Origin of the sequence: Streptomyces sp. NPDC093064, assembly GCF_044754605.1 — a bacterium.
GTDB lineage: Bacteria > Actinomycetota > Actinomycetes > Streptomycetales > Streptomycetaceae > Streptomyces.
On record NZ_JBIVPK010000001.1, the window covers coordinates 95,568 to 118,771 of the forward strand.

Annotated in this window: 18 protein-coding genes and 1 pseudogene; 14 read left to right on the forward strand and 5 right to left on the reverse strand. The window is 72.8% G+C overall.

The features are described 5' to 3' along the window. The first annotated feature begins 504 nt into the window (after positions 1 to 504). From ACIQFZ_RS00415 to sucD, 3 genes are all read left to right on the forward strand, one after another. A complete protein-coding gene (locus ACIQFZ_RS00415) occupies positions 505 to 837 on the forward strand; it encodes a hypothetical protein (protein WP_365433173.1) in 333 nt (110 codons plus the stop codon). A gap of 454 nt (positions 838 to 1,291) precedes the next feature. After that, entirely contained in the window at positions 1,292 to 2,473 is a 1,182-nt protein-coding gene (sucC, locus tag ACIQFZ_RS00420) for an ADP-forming succinate--CoA ligase subunit beta (protein ID WP_402690283.1), read from the forward strand. Positions 2,474 to 2,494: 21 nt separating this feature from the next. After that, positions 2,495 to 3,379 (forward strand): succinate--CoA ligase subunit alpha, encoded by an 885-nt coding sequence (gene sucD, locus ACIQFZ_RS00425; protein WP_402690284.1) that lies wholly within the window; start codon positions 2,495 to 2,497, stop codon positions 3,377 to 3,379. 185 nt (positions 3,380 to 3,564) lie between these two features. Here sucD and ACIQFZ_RS00430 read toward each other — a convergent pair whose 3' ends face one another. Then, complete coding sequence (locus ACIQFZ_RS00430; RefSeq protein ID WP_402690285.1) at positions 3,565 to 4,464, reverse strand: sigma factor-like helix-turn-helix DNA-binding protein; 900 nt, start codon at positions 4,462 to 4,464, stop codon at positions 3,565 to 3,567. Between the two features lie 96 nt (positions 4,465 to 4,560). Between ACIQFZ_RS00430 and ACIQFZ_RS00435 the strand changes: the two genes are divergently transcribed. Further along, entirely contained in the window at positions 4,561 to 6,396 is a 1,836-nt protein-coding gene (locus tag ACIQFZ_RS00435) for a DUF6350 family protein (RefSeq protein ID WP_383057106.1), read from the forward strand. Here ACIQFZ_RS00435 and ACIQFZ_RS00440 read toward each other — a convergent pair. Continuing rightward, complete coding sequence (locus tag ACIQFZ_RS00440) at positions 6,386 to 7,177, reverse strand: hypothetical protein (protein ID WP_383057108.1); 792 nt, start codon at positions 7,175 to 7,177, stop codon at positions 6,386 to 6,388. The two genes, ACIQFZ_RS00435 and ACIQFZ_RS00440, sit on opposite strands and share 11 nt — an antisense overlap. A gap of 323 nt (positions 7,178 to 7,500) precedes the next feature. Here ACIQFZ_RS00440 and purN point away from each other — a divergent pair, with 323 nt between their 5' ends. Both purN and purH read left to right on the forward strand, forming a co-directional pair. Continuing rightward, a complete protein-coding gene (purN, locus tag ACIQFZ_RS00445; protein WP_361416006.1) occupies positions 7,501 to 8,130 on the forward strand; it encodes a phosphoribosylglycinamide formyltransferase in 630 nt (209 codons plus the stop codon). After that, positions 8,127 to 9,689, forward strand: coding sequence for a bifunctional phosphoribosylaminoimidazolecarboxamide formyltransferase/IMP cyclohydrolase (gene purH, locus ACIQFZ_RS00450; protein WP_402690286.1), 1,563 nt, complete (start codon positions 8,127 to 8,129; stop codon positions 9,687 to 9,689). The genes purN and purH overlap by 4 nt, the downstream gene beginning before the upstream one ends. A gap of 529 nt (positions 9,690 to 10,218) precedes the next feature. Here the strand turns inward: purH and ACIQFZ_RS00455 are convergent. From ACIQFZ_RS00455 to ACIQFZ_RS00465, 3 genes and pseudogenes are all read right to left on the reverse strand, one after another. Continuing rightward, a pseudogene (locus tag ACIQFZ_RS00455) lies at positions 10,219 to 11,698 on the reverse strand (protein kinase); the annotation flags it as partial. After that, positions 11,695 to 12,441: an FHA domain-containing protein gene (locus ACIQFZ_RS00460; RefSeq protein ID WP_383057233.1), complete on the reverse strand. Its 747-nt coding sequence runs from the start codon at positions 12,439 to 12,441 to the stop codon at positions 11,695 to 11,697. The pseudogene ACIQFZ_RS00455 and the gene ACIQFZ_RS00460, both read right to left, overlap by 4 nt. Positions 12,442 to 12,555: 114 nt before the next feature. Then, a complete protein-coding gene (locus ACIQFZ_RS00465) occupies positions 12,556 to 13,158 on the reverse strand; it encodes a hypothetical protein (RefSeq protein ID WP_383057111.1) in 603 nt (200 codons plus the stop codon). Between the two features lie 271 nt (positions 13,159 to 13,429). On the opposite strand from ACIQFZ_RS00465, the gene ACIQFZ_RS00470 reads away from it, so the two are divergent. The 8 genes from ACIQFZ_RS00470 (at position 13,430) to ACIQFZ_RS00505 (ending at position 23,100) form a co-directional block, all read left to right on the forward strand. Further along, positions 13,430 to 14,284, forward strand: a complete 855-nt coding sequence (locus tag ACIQFZ_RS00470; RefSeq protein ID WP_365425499.1) for a bifunctional methylenetetrahydrofolate dehydrogenase/methenyltetrahydrofolate cyclohydrolase — start codon at positions 13,430 to 13,432, stop codon at positions 14,282 to 14,284. Beyond that, positions 14,274 to 14,771: a DUF3017 domain-containing protein gene (locus ACIQFZ_RS00475; RefSeq protein WP_383057113.1), complete on the forward strand. Its 498-nt coding sequence runs from the start codon at positions 14,274 to 14,276 to the stop codon at positions 14,769 to 14,771. Before ACIQFZ_RS00470 ends, ACIQFZ_RS00475 begins: the two co-directional genes overlap by 11 nt. A 534-nt stretch (positions 14,772 to 15,305) precedes the next feature. Continuing rightward, a complete protein-coding gene (locus ACIQFZ_RS00480) occupies positions 15,306 to 16,700 on the forward strand; it encodes a helix-turn-helix domain-containing protein (RefSeq protein ID WP_365425503.1) in 1,395 nt (464 codons plus the stop codon). A 415-nt stretch (positions 16,701 to 17,115) separates the two neighbouring features. Further along, on the forward strand, positions 17,116 to 18,105 hold the full coding sequence (locus ACIQFZ_RS00485; RefSeq protein ID WP_402690287.1) for a malate dehydrogenase: 990 nt from the start codon (positions 17,116 to 17,118) through the stop codon (positions 18,103 to 18,105). A 219-nt stretch (positions 18,106 to 18,324) separates the two neighbouring features. Then, the gene (locus tag ACIQFZ_RS00490; protein WP_402690288.1) at positions 18,325 to 20,073 is read left to right on the forward strand and encodes a hypothetical protein; all 1,749 of its coding nucleotides are present in this window, start codon (positions 18,325 to 18,327) and stop codon (positions 20,071 to 20,073) included. A gap of 24 nt (positions 20,074 to 20,097) precedes the next feature. Continuing rightward, positions 20,098 to 20,451, forward strand: coding sequence for a hypothetical protein (locus ACIQFZ_RS00495; protein ID WP_383057115.1), 354 nt, complete (start codon positions 20,098 to 20,100; stop codon positions 20,449 to 20,451). A 12-nt stretch (positions 20,452 to 20,463) separates the two neighbouring features. After that, complete coding sequence (locus ACIQFZ_RS00500; RefSeq protein ID WP_383057117.1) at positions 20,464 to 21,372, forward strand: hypothetical protein; 909 nt, start codon at positions 20,464 to 20,466, stop codon at positions 21,370 to 21,372. A gap of 201 nt (positions 21,373 to 21,573) precedes the next feature. After that, on the forward strand, positions 21,574 to 23,100 hold the full coding sequence (locus ACIQFZ_RS00505) for an aldehyde dehydrogenase family protein (RefSeq protein ID WP_402690289.1): 1,527 nt from the start codon (positions 21,574 to 21,576) through the stop codon (positions 23,098 to 23,100). Positions 23,101 to 23,204: the final 104 nt, after the last annotated feature.

Here is a 23,204-nt window from a genome sequence, read left to right on the forward strand (position 1 = left end):
GAACCCGGTCGTCCAGTCCGTCGTGCAGCCGGTCGTCGGGCCTGTTGTGACGGTGGTCGTCGAGTCCGTTGTCCGGCCGGTCGTGAAGCCGGTTGCCGAGCCGGTTGTCCGGCCCGTCGCCGAGCGCGTTGTGCGGCCGGTTGCCCAGCCAGTCGTCGAGTCCGTAGTCCGGCCCGTCGTGAACCCGGTCGTCCAGTCCGTCGTGCAGCCGGTCGTCGGGCCTGTTGTGACGGTGGTCGTCGAGTCCGTTGTCCGGCCGGTCGTGAAGCCGGTTGGGGATGTGGTCGGCGCTGAGGTGGGCGGGGCGGTCGAGGTGTGGCCCGAGGTGCCGGTGGTGCCTGTCGTGCCCGGCCTTCCGGCGCCGTTGCCGTTGCAGCCGCAGCCGGGGTCCGCTGCCTCGGCGCCGCAGGTCCCCAGCCGCAGCAGCGGCCGGACGGCGCGGGCCTGCCCACGTCCGGTGGGCACGCCAGCACCCCCAAGGTCCGTACGGCGCAAGGCGTCACCGTGTCCTCCGCTGCCGCCTACGGCCCGCGATACACCGGCGCGACCTCCGGGACCGGCGGCGCCGCCGTGCACGCCCAGCCTCACCGCGCGCCCCGTGCCGGTCTCGCCGCCCCCCTCGTCCCGATCCCTGCGCACCAGGGCCCCGATGGTGGTTCGGACGGCGTGCTCGGCGATCACGCGACAGCCGACTCCGGCACCTCGCGGCACGGTGACGCGCACGCCGTCACGGTGCCCGAGCGGGCCCCGTTGCGGCTGGTGCCCGGCGCTGCCGCCCGGGCTGCCGCACTCGGCACCCCGGACCGGCACCAGGCCGTCCCCGTCTTCCCCGGCTGACCGGACAGGTCCACCACTCCGTCGCCACGGAGAGCCCACCCGACTCCGCGGGCCCGGTGGACCCGGACGGCTGAAAGCCGTCGGTCCGTCCGGCCGTGCCGCCCGGGACCTCGCGGAAAGGGCGGCTGGTCCCCATTGGGGTGGGGACCAACCGCCTGAGCCCCTTCGGGGCTGCACGAGGGGGCCTCACCCGGTCAACCCCAGCCCGGTGAGGCCCCCGCTTCAGCGGCACGCCGTGCCAGAGAGCGCGGCATCATGTGACAGGTATCACCGCTCAGGTGTGACCCTCGATTTAGGGCACTCCCGTAAGCGGGGATAACCTGCGAGACGGACATGCCGCGCGCTCGGACACCGTGTGCGCCTTCCCTGTGACCCAGAGCGGACGTCACGTTGCCCTTCGCGGCACGCCCACGCATCCAACGAACCGCGAGATCACTGATAGGGACGGAAGCGCGTGGACCTGTTCGAGTACCAGGCGAGGGACCTCTTCGCCAAGCACGGTGTACCGGTGCTGGCCGGTGAAGTCATCGACACGCCTGAGGCGGCGCGCGAGATCACCGAGCGGCTGGGCGGCAAGTCGGTCGTCAAGGCCCAGGTGAAGGTCGGTGGCCGCGGCAAGGCCGGTGGCGTCAAGCTGGCCGCCACCCCGGACGAGGCCGTCGCCCGCGCGACGGACATCCTCGGCATGGACATCAAGGGCCACACGGTCCACAAGGTCATGCTCGCCGAGACCGCTCCGGAGATCCTCGAGGAGTACTACGTCTCCTTCCTCCTCGACCGCGCCAACCGCACCTTCCTCTCCATCGCCTCCGTCGAGGGCGGTATGGAGATCGAGGAGGTCGCGGCCACCCGCCCCGACGCCGTCGCCCAGATCGCGATCGACGCCATCGACGGCGTGGACCGGGCGAAGGCCGAGGAGATCGTCGCCGCGGCCAAGTTCCCGGCCGAGGTCGCCGACAAGGTCGCCGACGTCCTGGTCAGCCTCTGGGAGGTCTTCGTCAAGGAGGACGCCCTCCTGGTCGAGGTCAACCCGCTCGCGAAGGTCGCCTCCGGTGACGTCATCGCCCTCGACGGGAAGGTGTCGCTGGACGACAACGCGGAGTTCCGTCACCCCGAGTTCGAGGAGCTCCACGACCGGGCCGCGGCCAACCCGCTGGAGGCGGCCGCCAAGGAGAAGAACCTCAACTACGTCAAGCTCGACGGTGAGGTCGGCATCATCGGCAACGGCGCGGGTCTGGTCATGTCGACCCTGGACGTCGTGGCCTACGCGGGTGAGGCCCACAAGAGTGTCAAGCCGGCCAACTTCCTCGACATCGGCGGCGGTGCCTCGGCCGAGGTGATGGCGAACGGCCTGGAGATCATCCTGGGTGACCCGGACGTGAAGTCCGTGTTCGTCAACGTGTTCGGCGGCATCACGGCGTGCGACGCGGTCGCCAACGGCATCGTGCAGGCTCTGGAGCTGCTGGAGTCCAAGGGCGAGGAGGTCGCCAAGCCGCTGGTCGTGCGTCTGGACGGCAACAACGCCGAGCTGGGTCGCCAGATCCTGGACGACCGCAACCACCCGCTCGTGCAGCGGGTGGACACCATGGACGGCGCGGCCGACAAGGCCGCCGAGCTGGCTGCTGCCGCGAAGTAAGGGACGAGGTCACAGAACACCATGGCTATCTTCCTCACCAAGGAATCCAAGGTCATCGTCCAGGGCATGACCGGCTCCGAGGGCCAGAAGCACACGCGTCGCATGCTGGCCTCGGGCACGAACATCGTCGGTGGCGTGAACCCGCGCAAGGCGGGTCAGAGCGTGGACTTCGACGGCACCGAGGTGCCGGTCTTCGGGTCCGTGAAGGACGCCGTCGAGAAGACCGGCGCCGACGTCACGGTGATCTTCGTGCCGGAGAAGTTCACCAAGGACGCGGTGATCGAGGCGATCGACGCGGAGATCCCGCTCGCGGTGGTCATCACCGAGGGTGTCGCGGTGCACGACACGGCCGCGTTCTGGGCGTACGCCGGCAAGAAGGGCAACAAGACGCGGATCATCGGCCCGAACTGCCCGGGTCTGATCACGCCGGGTCAGTCGAACGCGGGCATCATCCCGGCCGACATCACCAAGCCGGGCCGGATCGGTCTGGTGTCGAAGTCGGGCACGCTGACGTACCAGATGATGTACGAGCTGCGGGACATCGGCTTCTCCACCTGTGTGGGCATCGGTGGTGACCCGATCATCGGCACCACGCACATCGACGCGCTGAAGGCGTTCCAGGACGACCCGGACACCGACCTGATCGTGATGATCGGTGAGATCGGTGGCGACGCGGAGGAGCGGGCCGCGGCGTTCATCAAGGAGAACGTGACCAAGCCGGTCGTGGGCTACGTCGCGGGCTTCACCGCGCCGGAGGGCAAGACCATGGGCCACGCGGGCGCCATCGTCTCGGGTTCCTCCGGTACCGCCCAGGCGAAGAAGGAGGCCCTGGAGGCCGCGGGCGTCAAGGTCGGCAAGACCCCGACCGAGACGGCCAAGCTGGCTCGCGCCATCCTCGGCAGCTGAGCACCGGCCGCCCCAGGCGGCTGAACACGGCCGCCCTCGGCGGCCGAGCTCTCCGAGCCGGTCCGGTGGGCCCACCCCCAGACGGGGGCGGGCCCACCGGCGTTTCCGGGAGGCGCGCCGGCGTTTTCCGCGGAGACCCACCGGCGTTTTCGGGAGCGGACCAGCCGGTCGGCGGACCAGCCGAGTCATCCGGGCTCCGGTGTCAGCCGCTCCGGCCCGCCCCCCGCCTCCTTCCTCAGCTCGGCGCGCAGCTTGAGCACCTCCGGCGAGAGCGGGCCGAGCACGCCCTGCACCGGCAGCCCCTTGATCGTGTGCCCGGGGGACACCCGGGCCAGGTAGTGGGTGGGGGCGGTGCGCAGGGTGAACGTCGTCGCGCCGATGATGGTGGCCGTGAAGGCGATGGCGGACCGGGTCCAGAACCGGGTCCGGCGTTCCCCGGTCGTGCGCGCGCCCGCCGGCTCGCCCGCCCCGAGGCGCACCGTCGAGGCCAGGCGGACCAGCCGCCGGTGCAGCTCCGCCGGATCGGACAGCTCCGGCAGGCGCGCGGCGAGCGCCTCGCGCGCGTGCATCAGCCGGCTCGCCGCGGCCGGGGTGCTCGCCTCCGTCTCCGCCGCCGTCTCGGGCAGGTCGAGGCCGACACCGTCGTAGAGCACCAGGGTGCGGCGGTACGACGGCGGGAGCAGCAGCAGGGCGCGTAGCAGCGCGCGGTCCGCGGGGTCGGACGGCGGGTCGGGGGCGTGGCCCCGCCGGCGGAAGAGGCGCCAGGGGGACAGCGCGCACTCGTACGCCACCGCCCGCACCCAGCCCGCCGGGTCCCGGTCGTGTGCCACCTCCGGCCAGCGCTGCCAGGCCAGTTGGAAGGCCTGTTCCACGGACTCGCGCGCTTGCTTGTGCCGGCCGGTGAGCAGATAGGCCTGCCGTACGAGCACGGGGGCACAGAACGTGTACAGAGCGTCGAAGGCCTGAGCGGGTGTCAGGGTGTTACCTGCCTCGTCGACGGCCTGATCCCGCGTCAGGGAGGCAGCCGTGCCGAAGCGTCGGCCCTCCGTGGGGGATGGCAGCGGGTTCGCATGACTGCTCGTCATGATGCGTCCCTCCGTGTGAATAGGCACATATTCGTATATTGAGTGACATGGCGGAGGTTCGCCTGTTGCGCCTGGAAAGCGTGTGTCGTTGGGAGCATGGAGGCCGTGATCCAGACGACCCGCAGACGTCCACCGCTGTCACGCCTTCGCACCCGCCTGCGGGACCGCTCACCCGGCCTGGGAGCCTGCTTCCTGGGCGGTGCGGTCGCGGCGGGGCTCGGCCTCGGCTCGTTCGCCGTGCTCGTCGTCGCGCTGTGGATCAGCTCGCCGTATCCGGACAGCGGACCCGGCGGCGCGCTGCACGTCGTCGGCGCGCTGTGGCTGCTGGCGCACGGCGCCGAACTGATCCGCACCGAAACCCTCACGGGGGTCCCCGCGCCCGTCGGAGTGACCCCGCTGCTGCTGCTCGCACTGCCCGCGCTGCTGGTGCACCGGGCGGCCCGGGACGCGACCGACGGGGGCGACGGCGGGCCGCTCGTCCCACCGCGCACCGCCTGGACGGGCGTCGTCCTCGGCTACCTCGCCGTCGGATCCGGCGCCGCCGCGTACGCGGACGGCGGTGCGCTGCGGACCTCGTGGGCGTGGGCGGCGGTGTGCGTACCGCTGGTTACCGCGGCGGCCGCGGGCAGCGGCGTGTGGACGGCGTACGGCTGTCCCCGCGCACCCCTGGAGCGGGCGTTGCACCGGCTGCCGGGCGGTGTGAGGCGGCTGCTCCTAGCGCCGGGTCCACGGGCGAGATTGGGTGTCGCGGCGCGGGCGGCGGGGGCCGGGGCCATGGTGTTCGCCGGCGGCGGGGCCCTGATGCTCGTGGTGTCGCTGGTGGTGCACGCCGGGACGGTCCAGGGGGCCTTCCTGGAGCTGACCGAAGGCTGGTCGGGACGGTTCACCGTACTGCTGCTGTGCCTGGCGCTGCTGCCGAACGCGATGCTGTGGGCGGCGGCGTACTCCCTGGGACCCGGCTTCGTGCTCGGCGCCGGTCATGTCGTCGGCCCGCTGTCCTCCGCCCCGGCCCCGCTGCTGCCGCCCTTCCCGCTGCTCGCCGCGGTTCCGGACCCAGGCCCCGGCACCGCGCTGAACTGGGCGACGGCGTCGCTGCCGGTGACGGCCGGGCTGACGATGGGCTGGTTCGTGGCCAGGTCGGCGGTGCGGGAGGAGCGGGGCGGCGCGGAGCCGGACGGCGGGGAGGTACGCGCGGGCGTGCGGGCCTGGTCGTGGCGGCGGACGGTGGCCGGTGCCGGGCTGGCCTGTCTGCTGTGCGCGGCGGTTCTCGGGGTGCTCTCGGCACTGGCCGGCGGTCCGCTCGGGGGCGCCGCGCTCGCCCGGTTCGGGCCGGTGGGGTGGCAGGTGGGCGCGGCGGCGCTGGTGTGGACCGCGACGGCGGCCGTGCCGACGGCGGCGGTGCTGCGGGCGTGGCGCTGCCGCTCGAGCCGGGTGGCGGTGGGCGGCGCGGCCAAGCCGAAGACCGGCGAACCCCAGGCGGGCACGACCGTCACGGTGCCGCGTCCGTCGCCCGCCGAAGCCTTGCGCGCAAGAGTGCGCCGGTGGGGCCTGCTCCTGCGGGCGAAGGCCGCGAAGCCCCGGCGCCCACAGCCCACGCCGGTCCCCGTTCGCCACGACGACCTCTTCGAGCCGTACGACGTCCTGCTCTTCGACCCGCCGGTGCCGGGACCCCCCTCCTGGCGCGGGGGCGACGGAGACCGGGACGCCCGCCGGGCCGCGCTGAAGGAAGCGGCGGCGGGGACGGAGGCGCCGCGGGAGGCCGGCGCGGCGCAGGAGAGCACGAAGCCGGAAGTAACCGTGGAGCCGTCCGTGCCCGCGAAGCCGGAAGGAACCGTGAGGCAATCCCCGCGCGAACCCCTCGCGCCACGGCCCCCCGCACAGGACCCCGGCGCGGAGGAACCCCCCGCGCCGGACGCCCCCGTCAGTCGCTGATCCCCAGCACTCCCCGCAGCTCAGCCGGCAGATGCTGGTCGCAGGACTGCTTGGCCTCGTTGGTGAGGGCGTCGTTCACGCACGAGAAGTAGTCGCGGTAGACCAGTTGCGCCGTGAAGTTCACGGCGACCAGAGCGAGCGCCAGTGACGCGGTGACCAGGCCGCTGACCGCGGCCGTCGTCTGGGGGCGGCCCTCGGGCGCCGGGCTGTCCGGCCCGTGCCCGCGCGGCTTGGCGCGCAGCGAGCTGACACCCCAGTACAGGGAGAGCGCGCCCAGCAGCAGGGCCACGTACGGCCAGCCGAACAGGGAGAAGAAGAAGGCCCACATGCCGCACAGCAGGGCGTACCGTGCACGGCGCTGGGCGGGGTCGGTGGGGTCCCAGCGCGGACCGGGGCCGCCGCTCGGGTTCTGCGGGCCGCCGCCGGGCCGCTGCGGGCGCTCGCCGAAGCCGTTGGAGGAGCGGCCGGGCTGGCGGTCGCTCCACTGGCTGCCCCAGGGGGCGTGGCCGCCGCCCTCGCCGGACCCGTCGGATCCGCCTTCGGAGGAGGCGTCACGGCCCGACTGGGGACGGGGCTGCCACGCGCGGTCGGGAGTGCCCTCCGGGGGCGGTGCGAAGGGGTTGTCGTCGGGGGTGGCGCTGCCGCGTCCGGCGCCGTCCCGCCCGTCCGAGGACGCGTCCGGGGGCGAGGACGGGCGCTCCCGCAGCAACACGGCACCGCGCCGCCCTCCCTGCGCCGACTGGGGAGGGAGCGTGAGGAGTCGCAGGCTGCGGTCCGGCATCAAGTGAGCGTCTTCCCCTTGGTGAGTCACGACTGATCTGGCACGACCGTTCCGGCACGGACGATCCGGTGGAGAGGTCCCCGAAGGCGCTGGGTGCCCACGGTCAGGGATCTCTCACCGCGTGAACGCACGGTGGGTGCGGTGCGTTCCCGTACCAGCTCCTCCCAGACGCTACCTTCCGGCCACGCCCACGTCCCATGGGGGCCGTCCGAAGTGCCGGTATCGTTGCTGACGGTCGGCCGCTTCGTAGGCTTCCCCGTATCCGGGGGCGCGAAGCATTCGTACGACCGTACAAAACAGCTTCCCCGAGAAAGGGCCCCATCGTGGCCGCCAAGCCCGTGGCCAAGCGCCTCGTCGTGCTGGTCTCCGGATCCGGCAGCAATCTTCAGGCGCTCCTCGACGCGATCGCCGACGTGGGAGCCGAGGCCTACGGCGCCGAGGTCGTTGCCGTGGGCGCCGACCGCGACGGCATCGAGGGGCTGGCGCGCGCCGAGCGCGCCGGGCTGCCGACCTTCGTGCGGAAGGTCAAGGACTACGGCACGCGCGAGGAGTGGGACGCGGCGCTGGCCGAGGCCGTCGCCGCCCACGAGCCCGACCTCGTCGTCTCCGCCGGGTTCATGAAGATCGTGGGGAAGGAGTTCCTCGCGCGGTTCGGCGGGCGGTTCGTCAACACGCACCCCGCCCTGCTGCCCAGTTTTCCCGGGGCCCACGGTGTGCGGGACGCGCTCGCGTACGGCGCCAGGGTCACCGGCTGCACCGTCCACTTCGTCGACGACGGCGTCGACACCGGCCCGATCATCGCCCAGGGCGTGGTCGAGGTCCGGGACGAGGACGACGAGAGCGCGCTGCACGAGCGCATCAAGGAAGTCGAGCGAAGGCTGCTCGTCGAGGTCGTGGGGCGGCTCGCCCGCAACGGCTATCGCATCGAGGGACGAAAGGTAGTTATCCAGTGACCGCCGAGAACAAGCGGCCCATCCGGCGCGCGCTCGTCAGCGTCTACGACAAGACCGGGCTGGAGGAGCTCGCGCGCGGGCTGCACGAAGCGGGCGTCGAACTCGTCTCCACCGGCTCCACCGCCGGCCGGATCGCCGCGGCCGGCGTGCCCGTCACGAAGGTCGAGGACCTCACCGGCTTCCCCGAGTGCCTGGACGGCCGGGTCAAGACCCTGCACCCCAAGGTGCACGCCGGCATCCTCGCCGACCTGCGCCTGGAGGACCACCGGCGGCAGCTGGGCGAGCTGGGTGTCGAGCCCTTCGACCTCGTCGTGGTCAACCTCTACCCGTTCCGGGAGACCGTGGCCTCCGGCGCCTCGCCCGACGAGTGCGTCGAGCAGATCGACATCGGCGGCCCCTCGATGGTCCGCGCCGCCGCCAAGAACCACCCGTCCGTGGCCGTGGTCACCAGCCCGGACCGCTACGCCGACGTCCTCGCCGCGGTGCGGGACGGCGGCTTCGACCTCGTCACCCGCAAGCGCCTGGCCGCCGAGGCCTTCCAGCACACGGCCGCCTACGACGTGGCCGTCGCCTCCTGGTTCGCCTCCTCCTACGCGCCCGTCGACGAGTCCTCCTTCCCCGACTTCCTCGGCGCCACCTACGCGCGCAAGAACACCCTCCGCTACGGCGAGAACCCGCACCAGCCCGCCGCTCTCTACACCGGCGGCCCGGTCGGCGGACTCGCCGAGGCCGAGCAGCTGCACGGCAAGGAGATGTCGTACAACAACTACACGGACACGGACGCCGCCCGCCGTGCCGCGTACGACCACGACGAGCCGTGCGTGGCGATCATCAAGCACGCCAACCCGTGCGGCATCGCGGTCGGCGCGGACGTCGCCGAGGCGCACCGCAAGGCGCACGCCTGCGACCCGCTGTCCGCGTTCGGCGGGGTGATCGCGGTCAACCGCCCGGTCAGCAAGGAGATGGCCGAGCAGGTCGCGGAGATCTTCACCGAGGTCATCGTCGCGCCGGACTACGAGGACGGCGCGCTGGAGGCCCTCGCCAAGAAGAAGAACATCCGGGTGCTGAAGGCCCCGAACGGCCCGTGCGGCCGGTTGGAGGCCAAGCACATCGACGGTGGCGTGCTGCTCCAGGCCACCGACCGGCTCCAGGCCGACGGCGACGACCCGGCCAACTGGACCCTCGCCAGCGGCGAGGCGCTGCCGGCCGACGAGCTGGCCGAGCTCGCCTTCGCCTGGCGGGCCTGCCGGGCGGTGAAGTCCAACGCGATCCTGCTCGCCAGGGACGGCGCCTCGGTCGGTGTCGGCATGGGCCAGGTCAACCGCGTCGACTCCTGCAAGCTGGCGGTCGAGCGGGCCGGCGCGGAGCGCGCCCGCGGCTCCTACGCGGCCTCGGACGCGTTCTTCCCGTTCCCCGACGGCCCCGAGATCCTCATGGCCGCCGGCGTCCGCGCGATCGTCCAGCCGGGCGGCTCGATCCGCGACGAGCAGGTCGTCGAGGCCGCGCAGAAGGCGGGCGTGACGATGTACTTCACCGGGACCCGCCACTTCTTCCACTGATCGGCGAACGCCCCTGAAGGCCGCGGCCTCCGGCTCTCTCGAGGAGAGAGCCGGAGGCCGCGTTCACGCGGACCTCAGCACGAGGGCAGCGGGTTGGTCTCCGAGGCGATGTCGTTGTCGCTCATCCAGCCCCAGACCCCGTTGTCCGCCTGGGTGCAGACCCAGCGGGTGGGGTGCGGGCCGCCGTGGTTCTGCCCGCCGTCGAACTTGCAGACGAACCAGGACGGGTTGGAGTACGTTCCCCCCGTTCCTGCCTGAGTCGAGGACCTCGTCGAGGTCCTGCCACCCCGTGGGGTGGACGGCTCCACCGCGCCGAGGGCGGGGCGGCCGCGGTACCTCGGAACGGAGTTTCGCCCAAAAGATGAAAAACCGCCCGGGCGGTTGGGTAGTCTGGTTGTCGTGCGTTGCGAGAACCAAGCACGTGCAACTCCGTTGTCTTGACGGACAACCGGGCAGGTTCCGTCCCGGCTGGTGCTGAGAGCGTCAGACTCGTTCGCTCGCTGAGTGAACGAGCTGCTTGAGCCAGGAATCCCCCTGCTTCGGCTGGGGGAGGGTTCAACTTCCGGTACGACGTCCGGTAGGCGGCGGCGATCAGCACCCGCCGGTCGCCGGGCAGCCCGGCCTCCAGCCGCGGCTCGATGTAGCACAGGTACCGGCCCATGGCCGGGACGGACACGGCGGGGGACCGAGGGCGCCGGCTGACCGTCGGACCGTATCCACCAGCGCAGCACCTCGGGGGTCCAACGGGCGATGCCGTACTCGTCCTCGGCCGGGTCGGACAGGCCAGGGTCCAAGTCGCTCTCCGCCTTCAGCATGGCGGCGATCAGCGCGGGCGTGACCTCCGGCCGCGCGCAGCCGCGCGCGGAGTCGACGATCAGCCGCCGGTAGACGGCGGGAACGCCCCGGTCGGTGCGGAGTTCGGCGGCGCCGTAACCGAACGCGGCGGCCGTCGCCTCCGGCGCGGATCCCTTGGCGTCGGGCAGGCGGTCCGCGCGGGTGCCGACACCGTGGGCGAGCGCGGCCACGGCGGCCGCGGCGAGTGCCGCGGCCAGGACGACCACGCGGCGCTGGCGGCGGGCTGCGGGAATCGGGGGGATCTTCGGGAACCGGGGCGGGCGGGCCGTCCCGGCCGCGGCCGCGACCCGGCGCAGCAGGGCCTCGGCACCGATGCGGTCCTCGTGCGTACGGGCCAGGCAGCCGCCGACGATCTCCCGCCAGGCGTCCGGGAGTTCGGGGGACAGGCGCAGTTCCCGCGAGCCGCCGGCGTAGGCGGCGGCCGCGTCCCGGCGGAGTGTCGGGGTGGCGCCGGGCAGCGGGAAGGCGCCGGTGAGGACCAGGTGGGAGAGGATCCCGAAGGCCCATACGTCGGCGGACGGGCGGATCCGGCGCCCGCGTTCGCCGATCTCGGACCACAGCAGTTCGGGCGGGGTGTAGTCGGGGGTGCAGAAGGCCGGGGTGTAGGCGTGGGTGCCCTCCAGTTCGGCGGCCATGTTGAAGTCGGCCAGGCGCACCGAACCGTCCGGCATCAGCAGCACGTTGGCCGGTTTCAGGTCCCCGTGCACCCAGCCCGCCCGGTGCAACTGGGCGAGCCCTTCGCAGATCTGCGCGAGCAGTACGGGCCCCGAGGCGGGCCGGGGACCGGTGTCGAGCAGGGCGGCCAGCGAGCCCTGGGCCTTCTCCAGGACGAGCACGGTGGCGCCGTCCAGGCCAGGGCCGGCGGGGTCGTCGACCGTGAGGGTCTCGTACATCCGGATCAGCCGAGGGCGGCGCAGCCTGCGGTGCAACGCGACCTCGCGCTCGATGAGTTCGCGCAGGTGGGTCAGCTGGCGCGGGGTGCCGGTGCCGGTGGGCAGGAACTTCAGGGCGGCCGTGCGCGGCAGCGTCCCGTCGCCGCCGGTGCGGCGCCCCTCGTAGACGCTGCCGAAGGCGCCCGTGGCGATCGGCCTGCGCACCTCCCAGACGCCGACCCGGTAACCGCGGGGCACCGGCACGGCGTAGGGCTCGGTCACCGGGACGCCCGGCTCGGCCGGCCCGCGAGGACGGTCAGGTCGTCCTCCCGCACCAGGTCGAAGCGCAGGGCCAGGGAGACCAGCGACTCCTTCTTCCCGTTGAGGCGGGGGCCGGTCTCGGCGGTCTCCGGGCCGGGCTTCAGCCGCAGCTTCACGGCCAGGTAGTCGATGTTCCACTGCACCGAGGTGCGCGACGCGGCCGGCCAGGCCGGGCGCAACCGCTCGACCACCTGGTCGACGGTCGGCGGCGCGGCGTGCGGATCACCGCGCAGCCGGGGCTCGCACAGGGCGGCGAGCACCGCGAAGTAGCGCTTGCTGCGGTCCACGGAGAAGGCGGGCGCGGTGGGTTCGCCGTCGGATCCGCCCGTGCCGCACAGATAGTCGTGCCGTGGCGCCCACACCTCGATGGGCAGCAGGTCCCCGGCCGCGGGCAGCACGATCCGGGAGAACTCGAAGGGAACCGGCGCGTCCAGCCGCCCCGGTGCGACTTTGATGTGCTCGCCGGCGCCCTCCGGGTTCTCCACGACGTACGTGTGGCGGGCGGAGAGGTTGCTCAATATCCAGAACGCCCCGTGCGCGGTGATCTCACCGGCGCGGCGGGACACCCCGTCGTGCGCGATCACCAGGTCGTTGTCCGGGGCGGAGCGCCCGAAGGCGAGGCGCTCGCAGGGCGCGAGCCGGAACTGGGTGCTGTGTCGCTCGTCCCCCGTGGTCGGCGGAGGTACCACGATGATGCTGTACAGGGTGCGTCTCCCCGCGCCTGACGGCTACGGAATCCAGACTAGGGCGACGCACCAGGGCCGTGTCCCACTTTGTGTGGTTCCGACACGGCCCTCGGAGCAAATGGCGCGAACTGTTCAGTAGCTGGGGCGGTTGAACCAGGCGCCGCCGGCCTTGTTGGCGCAGAAGACGATGATCAGAATGCCCATGGCGAGGCTGAGCAGCGCCAGGATGTTGCCGCCCACCAGGCTCAGCAGGCTGAACAGGATGACGAACGAGCTGTACACGATCGCGGAGACACGCACGCCGCCGCGCCCGGCGGGGAACTTCACAGCGGTGAAGATCGCCCAGAACGCGAAGGCCAGCACGAGGACACCGAGGACGATCATGACGCCCGCACCGATGCTGGCCGCCTTGTCCGCGTCCGCGGCGGAGACGGTGCCGTCGGCGGAGACGGCTTCCTGGATCTTGTCGGCGAACCAGCTGCTCTTCACCATCATCACCACGCCGCCCACCACCTGGAAGGCGCCGAGCACGAACAGCATCACGCGGGCCGCCTTCACGGTGCCCGGCATCGTCTGCGGCACCGGCGCGCCGTACGGCTGCTGCACGGGCGGGGCCTGCGGATAGCCGTAGCCGGGGGCCTGGCCCTGCGGGTAGCCGAAACCGGGCTGCGGGGGCGGCTGCGGGGGCGGCTGCTGCGGCGCGCCGTAGGGGTTGTTCGAGTCGCCGTAACTCATGGCGGTTGCTTCCTCCGTCGATCAGGTGCGGGGACGCGCGGCACCGTACGGAGGAGAGTTAACAGAAGTGCGGTCCGTCCCCCCGAAGAGCTGCCCGCGGCACTGTGGTCATCATGGTTCTTTACCGGCGACTTACTTGTCCAGCCGCATTCCGGATGTGTTGTGCAAGTGCAACATCACCGATCAAGACGGCCGCGGGCGCCGGCGCGGACAGAGGGGCCGGGACCTCCCGGATTGGAACCGTGAGCCGGTCATCCGCGAGGATAAGGACATGACCGCCCAGATTCTCGATGGCAAGGCCACCGCAGCCGAGATCAAAACCGATCTGACCGCCCGTGTGGCGGCGCTGAAGGAGAAGGGCGTCACGCCCGGACTCGGCACGATCCTGGTCGGGGACGACCCCGGCAGCCGCAAGTACGTCGCCGGCAAGCACCGCGACTGCGCCGAGGTCGGCATCGCCTCCATCCAGCGGGAACTGCCGGCCACCGCGACCCAGGACGAGATCGAGGCGGTCGTCCGGGAGCTGAACGAGGACCCCGCCTGCACCGGCTACATCGTCCAGCTGCCGCTGCCCAAGGGCATCGACGAGAACCGCGTCCTGGAGCTGATGGACCCGGACAAGGACGCGGACGGCCTGCACCCGATGAACCTCGGGCGGCTCGTCCTCAACGAGCCCGCCCCGCTGCCCTGCACCCCGAACGGCGTGCTGACGCTGCTGCGCCGCCACGGCGTGGAGATCAAGGGCGCCGAGGTCGTGGTCATCGGCCGCGGCGTGACCATCGGCCGGCCGATGCCGCTGCTGCTGACCCGGCGCAGCGAGAACGCCACGGTGACCCAGTGCCACACCGGCACCCGCGACCTGTCCGCGCACCTGCGCCGCGCGGACATCGTCGTCGCCGCGGCCGGCTCTCCGCACCTGATCCGCGCCGAGGACGTCAAGCCCGGCGCGGCCGTCCTGGACGTCGGTGTCTCCCGCAACGCCGAGGGCAAGATCGTCGGCGACGTCCACCCGGACGTGGCCCAGGTGGCCGGCTGGCTGTCCCCGAACCCCGGCGGAGTCGGCCCGATGACCCGCGCCCAGCTGCTGGTGAACGTGGTCGAGGCGGCGGAGCGCAGTGTCGGCTGAGGTGGAGGGCACCGGGCGGGAGCCGTCTCCCGCGGAGCCGGAGACAGAGGTACGGGACGCGGTCGGCGTGCCGGCCGCCGCCGGGAAGCCGCGCCGGGGCGCAGGCCGCTTTCCGATGCTCACGCGGGACACCGCGCGGCCGGAGGGCGGCGGCCGGGCCGCGTCCGGCGGCGCCCCGGCGCCCGCCCGGCAGTGGCCGCTGCTGGCCGTGCTGGGCACGGTGGGGCTCGGGCTGCTGGTGACCGCCTTCGACGCCTTCAGGTTCGGTCTGCTGCTGATCGGGCTCGCGCTGCTCGGCGGGGCCGGGCTGCGCTGGTTCCTGCCCCGGGTCGGCATGCTCGCGGTCCGCTCCCGTTTCACGGACATCGTCACCTACGGCCTGCTGGGCTGCGTCATCGTCCTGCTGGCGCTGATGGTCCAGCCCAAGCCCTGGCTGGAGATTCCGTTCCTGGACGACGCGCTGCACTTCACCGTCCGCAACGGCTAGCCGTACGGCGTTCGCGGTGGCGGCCCATCCTCTCCCCCGAGTCAGGACGGGCCGCCGCCGGGACCAACCCTCCTGCACCGTGAACGGGCTGTTCAACGCCTGTCCGTGCGCTGTGGCACGGAAGTGACCGTTCCGCTACGGTGTCCGCGCTCTGCCACAGGCCCTGACCCGGCCTCGCCGGGTGAGCCGGAGACCGCTGCGGCGCACGAGGTCACGCCGGGATCCGGGATGTGCCGATGTGTCGACAGAGCCCGCCTCGCGGGTGAGGCATTCCGCCGATCGGGCTAGCGTGGGCAGCCGGCGCACCGGCGCGCGCTTCGGTTCGAATGCTCCCGTGCGCCCCCGAAATGGGACCTGAGATCCTGGCGGGGCGCACTCCTGTGGGTAACGAGAACCGAGAACACCGAAACACACTGAAGAACACCGAAGAACACCGAAGCACACCGAAGAGCACCGAAGGACCGAGGGCACGGACTCGGCACAGGGCGTCATGCGCGGGGAACAACCAGCACGTACCGGGGGGAAGGGGAAGCGATGCCTCGTTGGAAGGCCTTGCCCGATGAACTCGATCCACAGATAAGGGAGTTCGCGAGCCAGTTGCGCAGGCTCGTGGACCGCAGCGGCCTGAGTATCGCCGCACTGGCCGATCGCACGGGCTACAGCAAGACGTCCTGGGAGCGCTATCTCAACGGACGGCTCCTGGCGCCCAAGGGCGCGGTCGTGGCACTTGCCGAGGTCACCGGCACCAATCCGGTCCACCTCACCACCATGTGGGAGCTGGCCGAACGGGCCTGGAGCCGTGCGGAGATGCGTCACGACCGGACCATGGAGGCCATCCGAATAGCCCAGGCACGCGCCGCGCTGGGGGAGTTCGGCGCGGCGGCACCCGGCGCCGAGGCGGGCGGGGGCAAGGCGGCCCGCAAGAACGGCACCGCCACGGTGGCCCCGGGAGCCGCGGGCCCGGCGGGCGGGTCCCCCGCGGTGCCGGTGCAGCCCACGGCGTCCGACGCCGACGCCCGTGAGGGCACGGCGAGGAAGGCGTCGCCGACGTCGGAGGACGTCTCGGGAACGGCTGTCCTTCCGGCCGCCGCTCCCACGCCCGCAGCGCCCGGCGCCGGCCCGGACGCCGACTCCGCCTCCGACGCCCGCCCCGACTCCGCCACCGGATCGGGTTCCGATTCCGAGGCGTCGGGCGGCAACTCCTGGGGGCTGGCCGGTTACCGGGGACCGTCCCGGGCGGGTGGACGCGCCCCCGGTGCCACGGCGTCCCCGGCCGGCGGCGCCGTGCCGGCTGCCGGACCTCCGGGTCCGCACTCCGCGGCCTCCCCCGACCCGTTCGCCCAGGGCGACCCCGGCCGTCCGTACACCCAGGGCTCCCCGGGCCCGCACGGCGAGCCTCCTCGGTCTCCCCGGCCCGCCACCTCCTCCGGCGGCGGGGCGCGCAAGCGGCAGGTGATGATGTTCCTCGCGGGCGCGGCCAGCGCCCTGGCCGTGATCGGCGCCGTCTTCTTCCTCACCCGCGGCGGGGACGACAAGAAGGCCGCGGACGCGGCCAAGTCGCCTTCCCCGTCCGCCGACGTCAGCCTGCCGCCCGGAGTCAAGTGCGTCGCGGACGGCTGCACCGGCAAGGACGCCGAGGCCATGGGGTGCAGCGGCAACCTGGTGAGCACGGTCGAGAGCGTCACCGTCGGCACGACCCTGGTCGAGGTCCGCTACAGCAAGACCTGCGGTGCCGCCTGGGCCCGTATCACCCAGGCCGTCCAGGGCGACGAGGTCCGGGTCACGGTCGGCGCGCGCACGGAGCGCGGCACCCTCGCGGCGACCGGCGAGACGATCGCGTACACGCCCATGGTCGCGGTGCGGGACGCGACGCAGGCCAAGGCGTGCGCGACGCTGGCGTCGGGACAGACGGGGTGCACCAGTCAGTGAGACCGGGGGCGGCGGTCCGGGTCGGTGAGACCGGGAGCGGCGGTTTGGGTCCATCCGGATGACAAGTGGCACGGGACAGGTGTGGGGGCCGCCGAACCGGGCACGCGGACAGTACCCCCACGGGAGTCCGGTTTTCCGGCAACCCCCACACGGCGGCCGCCCTCGTCCCTCCTCTCCCGGACGGGCGGCCGCCTCTCCCACGTCAAGGGGTCGCTCTGTGGGCCGGGCCACAGGGGCCCGGCCCACCGGGATCCCGGAGAGGCGATAGCCTGACGGCCGGATCTCTCTTGACGCCAAGAGATCGATCATCCGTTGAGTGATCGGTCATCGCGGCGCCGCCGGTCACCGGCCGGCGGCGGGATCCCGCACCCCGGGGCAGGGACGCCCCACCGCCTGCTGTCATACGGAGAACGCCATGACCCGCACTCCCGTGAACGTCACCGTCACCGGCGCGGCCGGCCAGATCGGTTACGCCCTGCTCTTCCGCATCGCCTCCGGCCAGCTGCTCGGCGCGGACGTGCCGGTCAAACTGCGCCTCCTGGAGATCACGCCGGCGCTGAAGGCCGCCGAGGGCACGGCCATGGAGCTCGACGACTGCGCGTTCCCGCTTCTTCAGGGCATCGACATCAGCGACGACCCGAACGTCGCCTTCGACGGCGCCAACGTCGCCCTCCTCGTCGGCGCCCGCCCGCGCACCAAGGGCATGGAGCGCGGTGACCTCCTCGAGGCCAACGGCGGCATCTTCAAGCCGCAGGGCAAGGCCATCAACGACCACGCCGCGGACGACGTCAAGGTCCTGGTCGTCGGCAACCCCGCGAACACCAACGCGCTGATCGCCCAGGCCGCCGCGCCGGACGTGCCGGCGGAGCGCTTCACCGCGATGACCCGTCTGGACCACAACCGCGCGCTGACCCAGCTCGCCAAGAGGACGGGCTCGACGGTCGCCGACATCAAGCGCCTCACCATCTGGGGCAACCACTCCGCGACCCAGTACCCGGACATCTTCCACGCCACGATCGCCGGCAAGAACGCCGCCGAGGTCGTGAACGACGAGAAGTGGCTGGCCGACGACTTCATCCCGACCGTCGCCAAGCGCGGCGCGGCCATCATCGAGGCCCGCGGCGCCTCCTCGGCCGCCTCCGCCGCCAACGCCGCCATCGACCACGTCCACACCTGGGTCAACGGCACCGCCGACGGCGACTGGGCCTCCATGGGCATCCCGTCGGACGGCTCCTACGGCGTTCCCGAGGGCCTGATCTCCTCCTTCCCGGTCACCTGCAAGGACGGCTCGTACGAGATCGTCCAGGGCCTGGAGATCAACGACTTCTCCCGCAGCCGCATCGACGCCTCCGTCAAGGAGCTGGCGGAGGAGCGCGAGGCGGTCCGCTCGCTCGGCCTCATCTGAGCCACCACGCCTGTCCGCAAGGCCCCGTTCCGGTTCCGGCCGGAGCGGGGCCTGCGCGTTCGTGCCGCCCGGTCGGGAGCGAAGAAGACGGCCGCCGTGTGGCTCGTGTCACCGTGGTGTCCTCTTGACAAATCGCTTCCCTCGCGGCTTTCCGTCCCCCTATGCTGATAGTTCATCAGTTCCGTAGCACTGAGGACCGTTCGCACTCGGGGGAGTCGCGTGAGCACCGCATCCGTGCCGCAGCAACCGCAGCCGACGCCCCCGGACGTGCCCCCGCCCGTGCCGCCGCACGCGAGCGAGGCCACCCGGCTGCTGTGCGCGGGGACCTATCTGGACCCCGCCTTCCGGGACCGCGTCATCGAGGAACTGCACCTCAACGAACAGCGGATCGTGGCCCCCTCCCTCGGCTTCGACGTGGCGCGCGTCCTGGCCCACGCCCTGCGCGCCCGCCGCGTGGAGGTGGGCTGGGCCGCGGCGATCGTGGGCCTGTGGATCGTGGGGTGGCCGCTGACCGGCGGAGCGATGGCCGTCTACCTGCTGCCCGGCCTGCTGCTGGCGGCGGGCGTGGCCGTCCGCGGCGACGACCCACGCGAGCCGGCGGGACGCAAGGCGGCGGCGCTCGCCATGCGCTGGCTGGGCCGCCTGGTGTTCGGGGTCCTCCTGATCGCCACGGTGGTCGCCGCGTTCTCCAGCAAGGAGGAGGCCGAGGCCGCCCGCTACGGCTACGTCGACGGACCGAAGGGCTTCCTGCTGAGCCTGCTGCCCGAACTGGCCGGCATGCTCGGCGGCCAGGGCACGATCGGCGCGCTCCAGGCCTGGCTGGCGTTCGTGCTGTTCCTGGCCGTCGCCGTCTGCGCGGGCGTCCAGCGCAGCCAGTTCGCCCGCGCCCTGGGCGGCGAACTGGCCCCGGAGCGCTTCCCGGACGCCGCCTCCGACCCGGCGGAGCGGGCGGAGAGCCCGCGCTTCCAGCGGCTGAAGGAGCGCATCCGGCTGGAACAGCACGCCCCGCTGGTCATGTACCGCGAGTCGCGCCCGTTCTGCGGCGCGGGCAAGGCCCACGACACCTGGGTGCTCGCCGTCGAGATGCGCCCCGCCGAGGGGAAGAAACCGCTCCCGCTGAGCAACCGCACGGTCCTGGACACCGTCCGGTCGCTCCTGGAGGGCCTGCGGCTGCCCCCGCGGTACGCGGGGCACGCGGTCCGCGACCGGCTGCGCTGGCTGGAGCTGGACGAGTGCGTGTTCCTGCCGGCCGAGGGCATGACCCGCCGGGAGGACGCCCCGTACGGTCCGGAGGCCTTCGAAGCGCACCGGGACCGGGCCGTGGAGGAGGGCGCCGAGAAACGGCGGCACTTCCTGCGGGTGCGGGTCGGCGGCTGGGAGGAGGAACTGGTCGTCACCGTCTACGTGCGCATCCACACCCAGGGGCGGATGCTGATGCTGGAGATCGCCCCGCATGTGCTGATGCCGGTCCGGGAGGACTTCAAGGACGCCGACCGGACGGCCCATCAGCTGCGTACCAACAGCGCGTTCGGCAGGGCGACCTGGGCCGCCGGACAGGTCCCCGTCTCGGCGGTCCGCTCCCTGCTCACCCTGTTCCAGGCCGCCGGCCACGGCTGGCAACTGCTCACCGGCGGCTATGGCAACGCCCTGCCCGAGGGCCCCGCCGTGTCCGTACGGGAGCTGGGCGCGGCCCGTTCCCGCTCGCTGTTCCAGCAGATGGACGTCGACCGCTACCTGCGCAGCATCCAGGACCGCATCGCGCACGGCGTTCGTACGGCCCTGACCGAACACGGCTACCGGACGGGCGAGTTCGTCCAGAAGGTCGTCAACATCAGCAACGGCGGCGTGCACATCGACTCGGTCGCGCGCAGCACGTTCGCGATCGGCGCGCACGCCCGGGCGACCTCCGCCACGGACGACGGCGCGCACCCCTCGACCACCACCTCCCCGACCACCGACGGTCCGTGACCGGACAGAAGGGACCCGGCAGCGATGACCACCGCGGATGAGCCGGGCGTCAGCATCGGCGACGTCTCGCACAGCACCTTCGCCATCGGCAGCCACGCGCATGCCGAGAGCCACCATCACACGGCCCCGCGCGACCCGGCCGACGAGGAACTGCTCCAGGCCGTACGAGAGCTGCGCGCCGATCTGCGGCGCCTGCGGAGCACCGACCAGACCCGGGACCTGGACGCCTCGCTGGCCGACACCGAGGACGAGATCACCCGCACCGGCACCGCCGGGGCGGGCGGACGGCAGCGGCTGCGCGAACTGCTCACCGACGCCCAGTCGGTGCTGACCCTGCTCGCGTCGGCCGGGACGGTGGCCGGCCTGCTCGGGATGTGAGAGGAGAACACCGTGGCCAACGGGGGCGGGCGGCACTGGAACGAGGAGACCCAGCGCTGGGAGGACGGCGTGCGGGACGTGGCGCGGGCGACCTCGCCGCCGCCCGCCCGGCCGGGCCATGCGCCGGCGCCGCCGCCGGGTGAGGTCCGGGATCCCGACGCGCCCACCGGCGCGTGGCCCGTTGCGGCCCCGCCCGCGCCGTCGGCCGTGCCCGGCGGCCACAGCCGCCGCACCGTCTGGGCGGTGATCGGCGCGTCCGCCGCCGTCGGTGTCGCCGTGGCCCTGGTGGTGACTCTCGGTCCCGGTGGCAAAGGGCACGGCGACGATCGGGGCGTCGCCACGGCGAGCGGCACGCCGGCCACGACCGAACCGCCCCCGACGACGTACACCTCACCGGAGCCGGGCACCGAAACCCCGTCCCCCTCGGCCGGCGGGCCGCCGGCCGGCTACGCCGCCTACGACGACCCGGAGGGCTTCCGCATCGCCGTGCCCGACGGCTGGCAGCACCAGCGGTCCACCGTGAGCTCGCAGTTCGGGATGGACGTCGTCAACTACCGTGACTCCACGGGCCGTCACCGGCTCCAGGTCTACCAGGTGCGGGAGTCCTCCCCGGACGAGTCGTTCGACCTGTACCTGTCCGCGGACGTGCCCAAGCCCCCGGGCTTCCGGACGCTGTCCCTGGTGAACCTGGACAGCAGCGACTTCACCGGCTCCCGGCTGGAGTACCTGGCCGACTCCCTCAGGGGCGAACCGGACATCGGCACCTGGCACGTCGTGGACGAACGCTTCCGGGCCGCCGACGGCAGGCTGTACGCGCTCGCCTCCTACGGCCCCGAATCCGACGGCCGCGACGACGAGCAGGAGGTCCTCAGCGCGGCCGTGGACTGGTTCTGTCCGTCCTCCGCCACCTGCGGAGACTGATCCGCCGCGGTCCAACCGCCCTGACCGCCCCCATGGTGTTCCTTTCCTCCGGTAATGTCCGTAAGTTCCGTGACTCGGAACACTTTCGGTCATCGGTCGAGCATGGACGTCACGGAAGGGGGCAGGTGCTCGCTCACTCTCCCTGTGGAGGACACGACGTGACGCAGGGCAACTGAGCGGGAGCGGAAGGCAGTACCGATCATGGCGGACAGTACGGGACACGGTGCGCGCGGCACCATCCACGCGGGCGGGGAGTGGCGCGAGGCGATCGGCGGCGCGACACGCGAGATCCTCGACCCCGCGGACGCGGCTCCGTTCGCCGTGGTCGCGGAGGGTGACGAGAAGGACGCGGACGTGGCCGTCGAGGCCGCCCGCCGCGCCTTCGACGGCGGCGAGGGCGCCTGGCCGCGCACACCGGTCGCCGAGCGCGCCGCCCTGCTGCGCCGGGTGGCCGACCTCCTGGTGCGCGACCGGGAGGAGCTCGGCCTGCTGGAGAGCCGGGACACAGGCAAGACCGTGGAGGAGGGCCGCGTCGACATCGACTGCGTCGCCGACGCCTTCCGCTACTTCGCCGACCTCGTCGCCGCGGAAGCCCCCGGCCGGGTCGTGGACGCGGGCACGCCCGACGTGCACAGCGTCGTGGTGCACGAGCCGGTCGGCGTCTGCGCGCTGATCACGCCCTGGAACTACCCGCTGCTCCAGGCCAGCTGGAAGATCGCCCCAGCGCTCGCCGCCGGAAACACCTTCGTGATCAAGCCGAGCGAGATCACCCCGCTGACCACCGTCGCGCTGATCGACCTGCTCGTCGAGGCGGGCCTGCCCGCGGGCGTGGCCAACATCGTCACCGGCCCCGGCCACACCGTCGGCGCCCGGCTCGCCGAACACCCCGACGTCGGCCTGGTCTCCTTCACCGGCGGCCTGCTCAGCGGCGCGAAGGTGGCCCGGGCCGCCGCCGACACGGTCAAGAAGGTCGCCCTCGAACTCGGCGGCAAGAACCCCAACATCGTCTTCGCCGACGCCTGTGCGACCGACGAGGGCTTCGACACCGCCGTCGATCAGGCCCTCAACGCGGCCTTCCTGCACAGCGGCCAGGTCTGCTCCGCGGGCGCCCGGCTCATCGTCGAGGAACCGGTCCGGGAGCGCTTCGTCACCGAACTCGCCCGCCGCGCCCAGAAGATCCGCCTGGGCCGCGGCACCGCGCCCGGTGTCGAGTGCGGCCCGCTCGTCTCCGAGCAGCAGCGCGCCAGGATCGAGGCGTACGTCGCCTCCGCGCTCGCCGAGGGCGCGGTACCGCGCTGCGGCGGCAAGCGGCCCGAACCCGGGGAGACCCGGCCCGCCACCGGCTACTTCTACGAGCCGACCGTCCTCGACCACTGCACCCGCCAGATGAAGGTCGTCCGGGAGGAGGTCTTCGGCCCCGTCCTCACCGTCGAGACCTTCCGCACCGAGCACGAGGCGGTCGCGCTCGCCAACGACACCGAGTACGGGCTCGCGGGCGCCGTGTGGACCGCCGACGCGGGCCGTGCCCGGCGCGTGGCCGGCCGGCTGCGCCACGGCACCGTCTGGATCAACGACTTCCACCCCTACCTCCCGCAGGCGGAGTGGGGAGGCTTCGGCAAGAGCGGCGTCGGCCGCGAACTCGGCACCGCCGGGCTCGCCGAGTACCGCGAGACCAAGCACGTCTACCAGAACCTCGCCCCCAGGCCGGTGCGCTGGTTCGCCGGCTGAGCCCCGCGGGCCGCGGGCGCGCACCCCGACGCCGCGGCCGCGTCCGGCACCACCGCAGACCTCGAAGCCCCCGGACCTCCCGACCCCCCACTGGAGTACGAGCC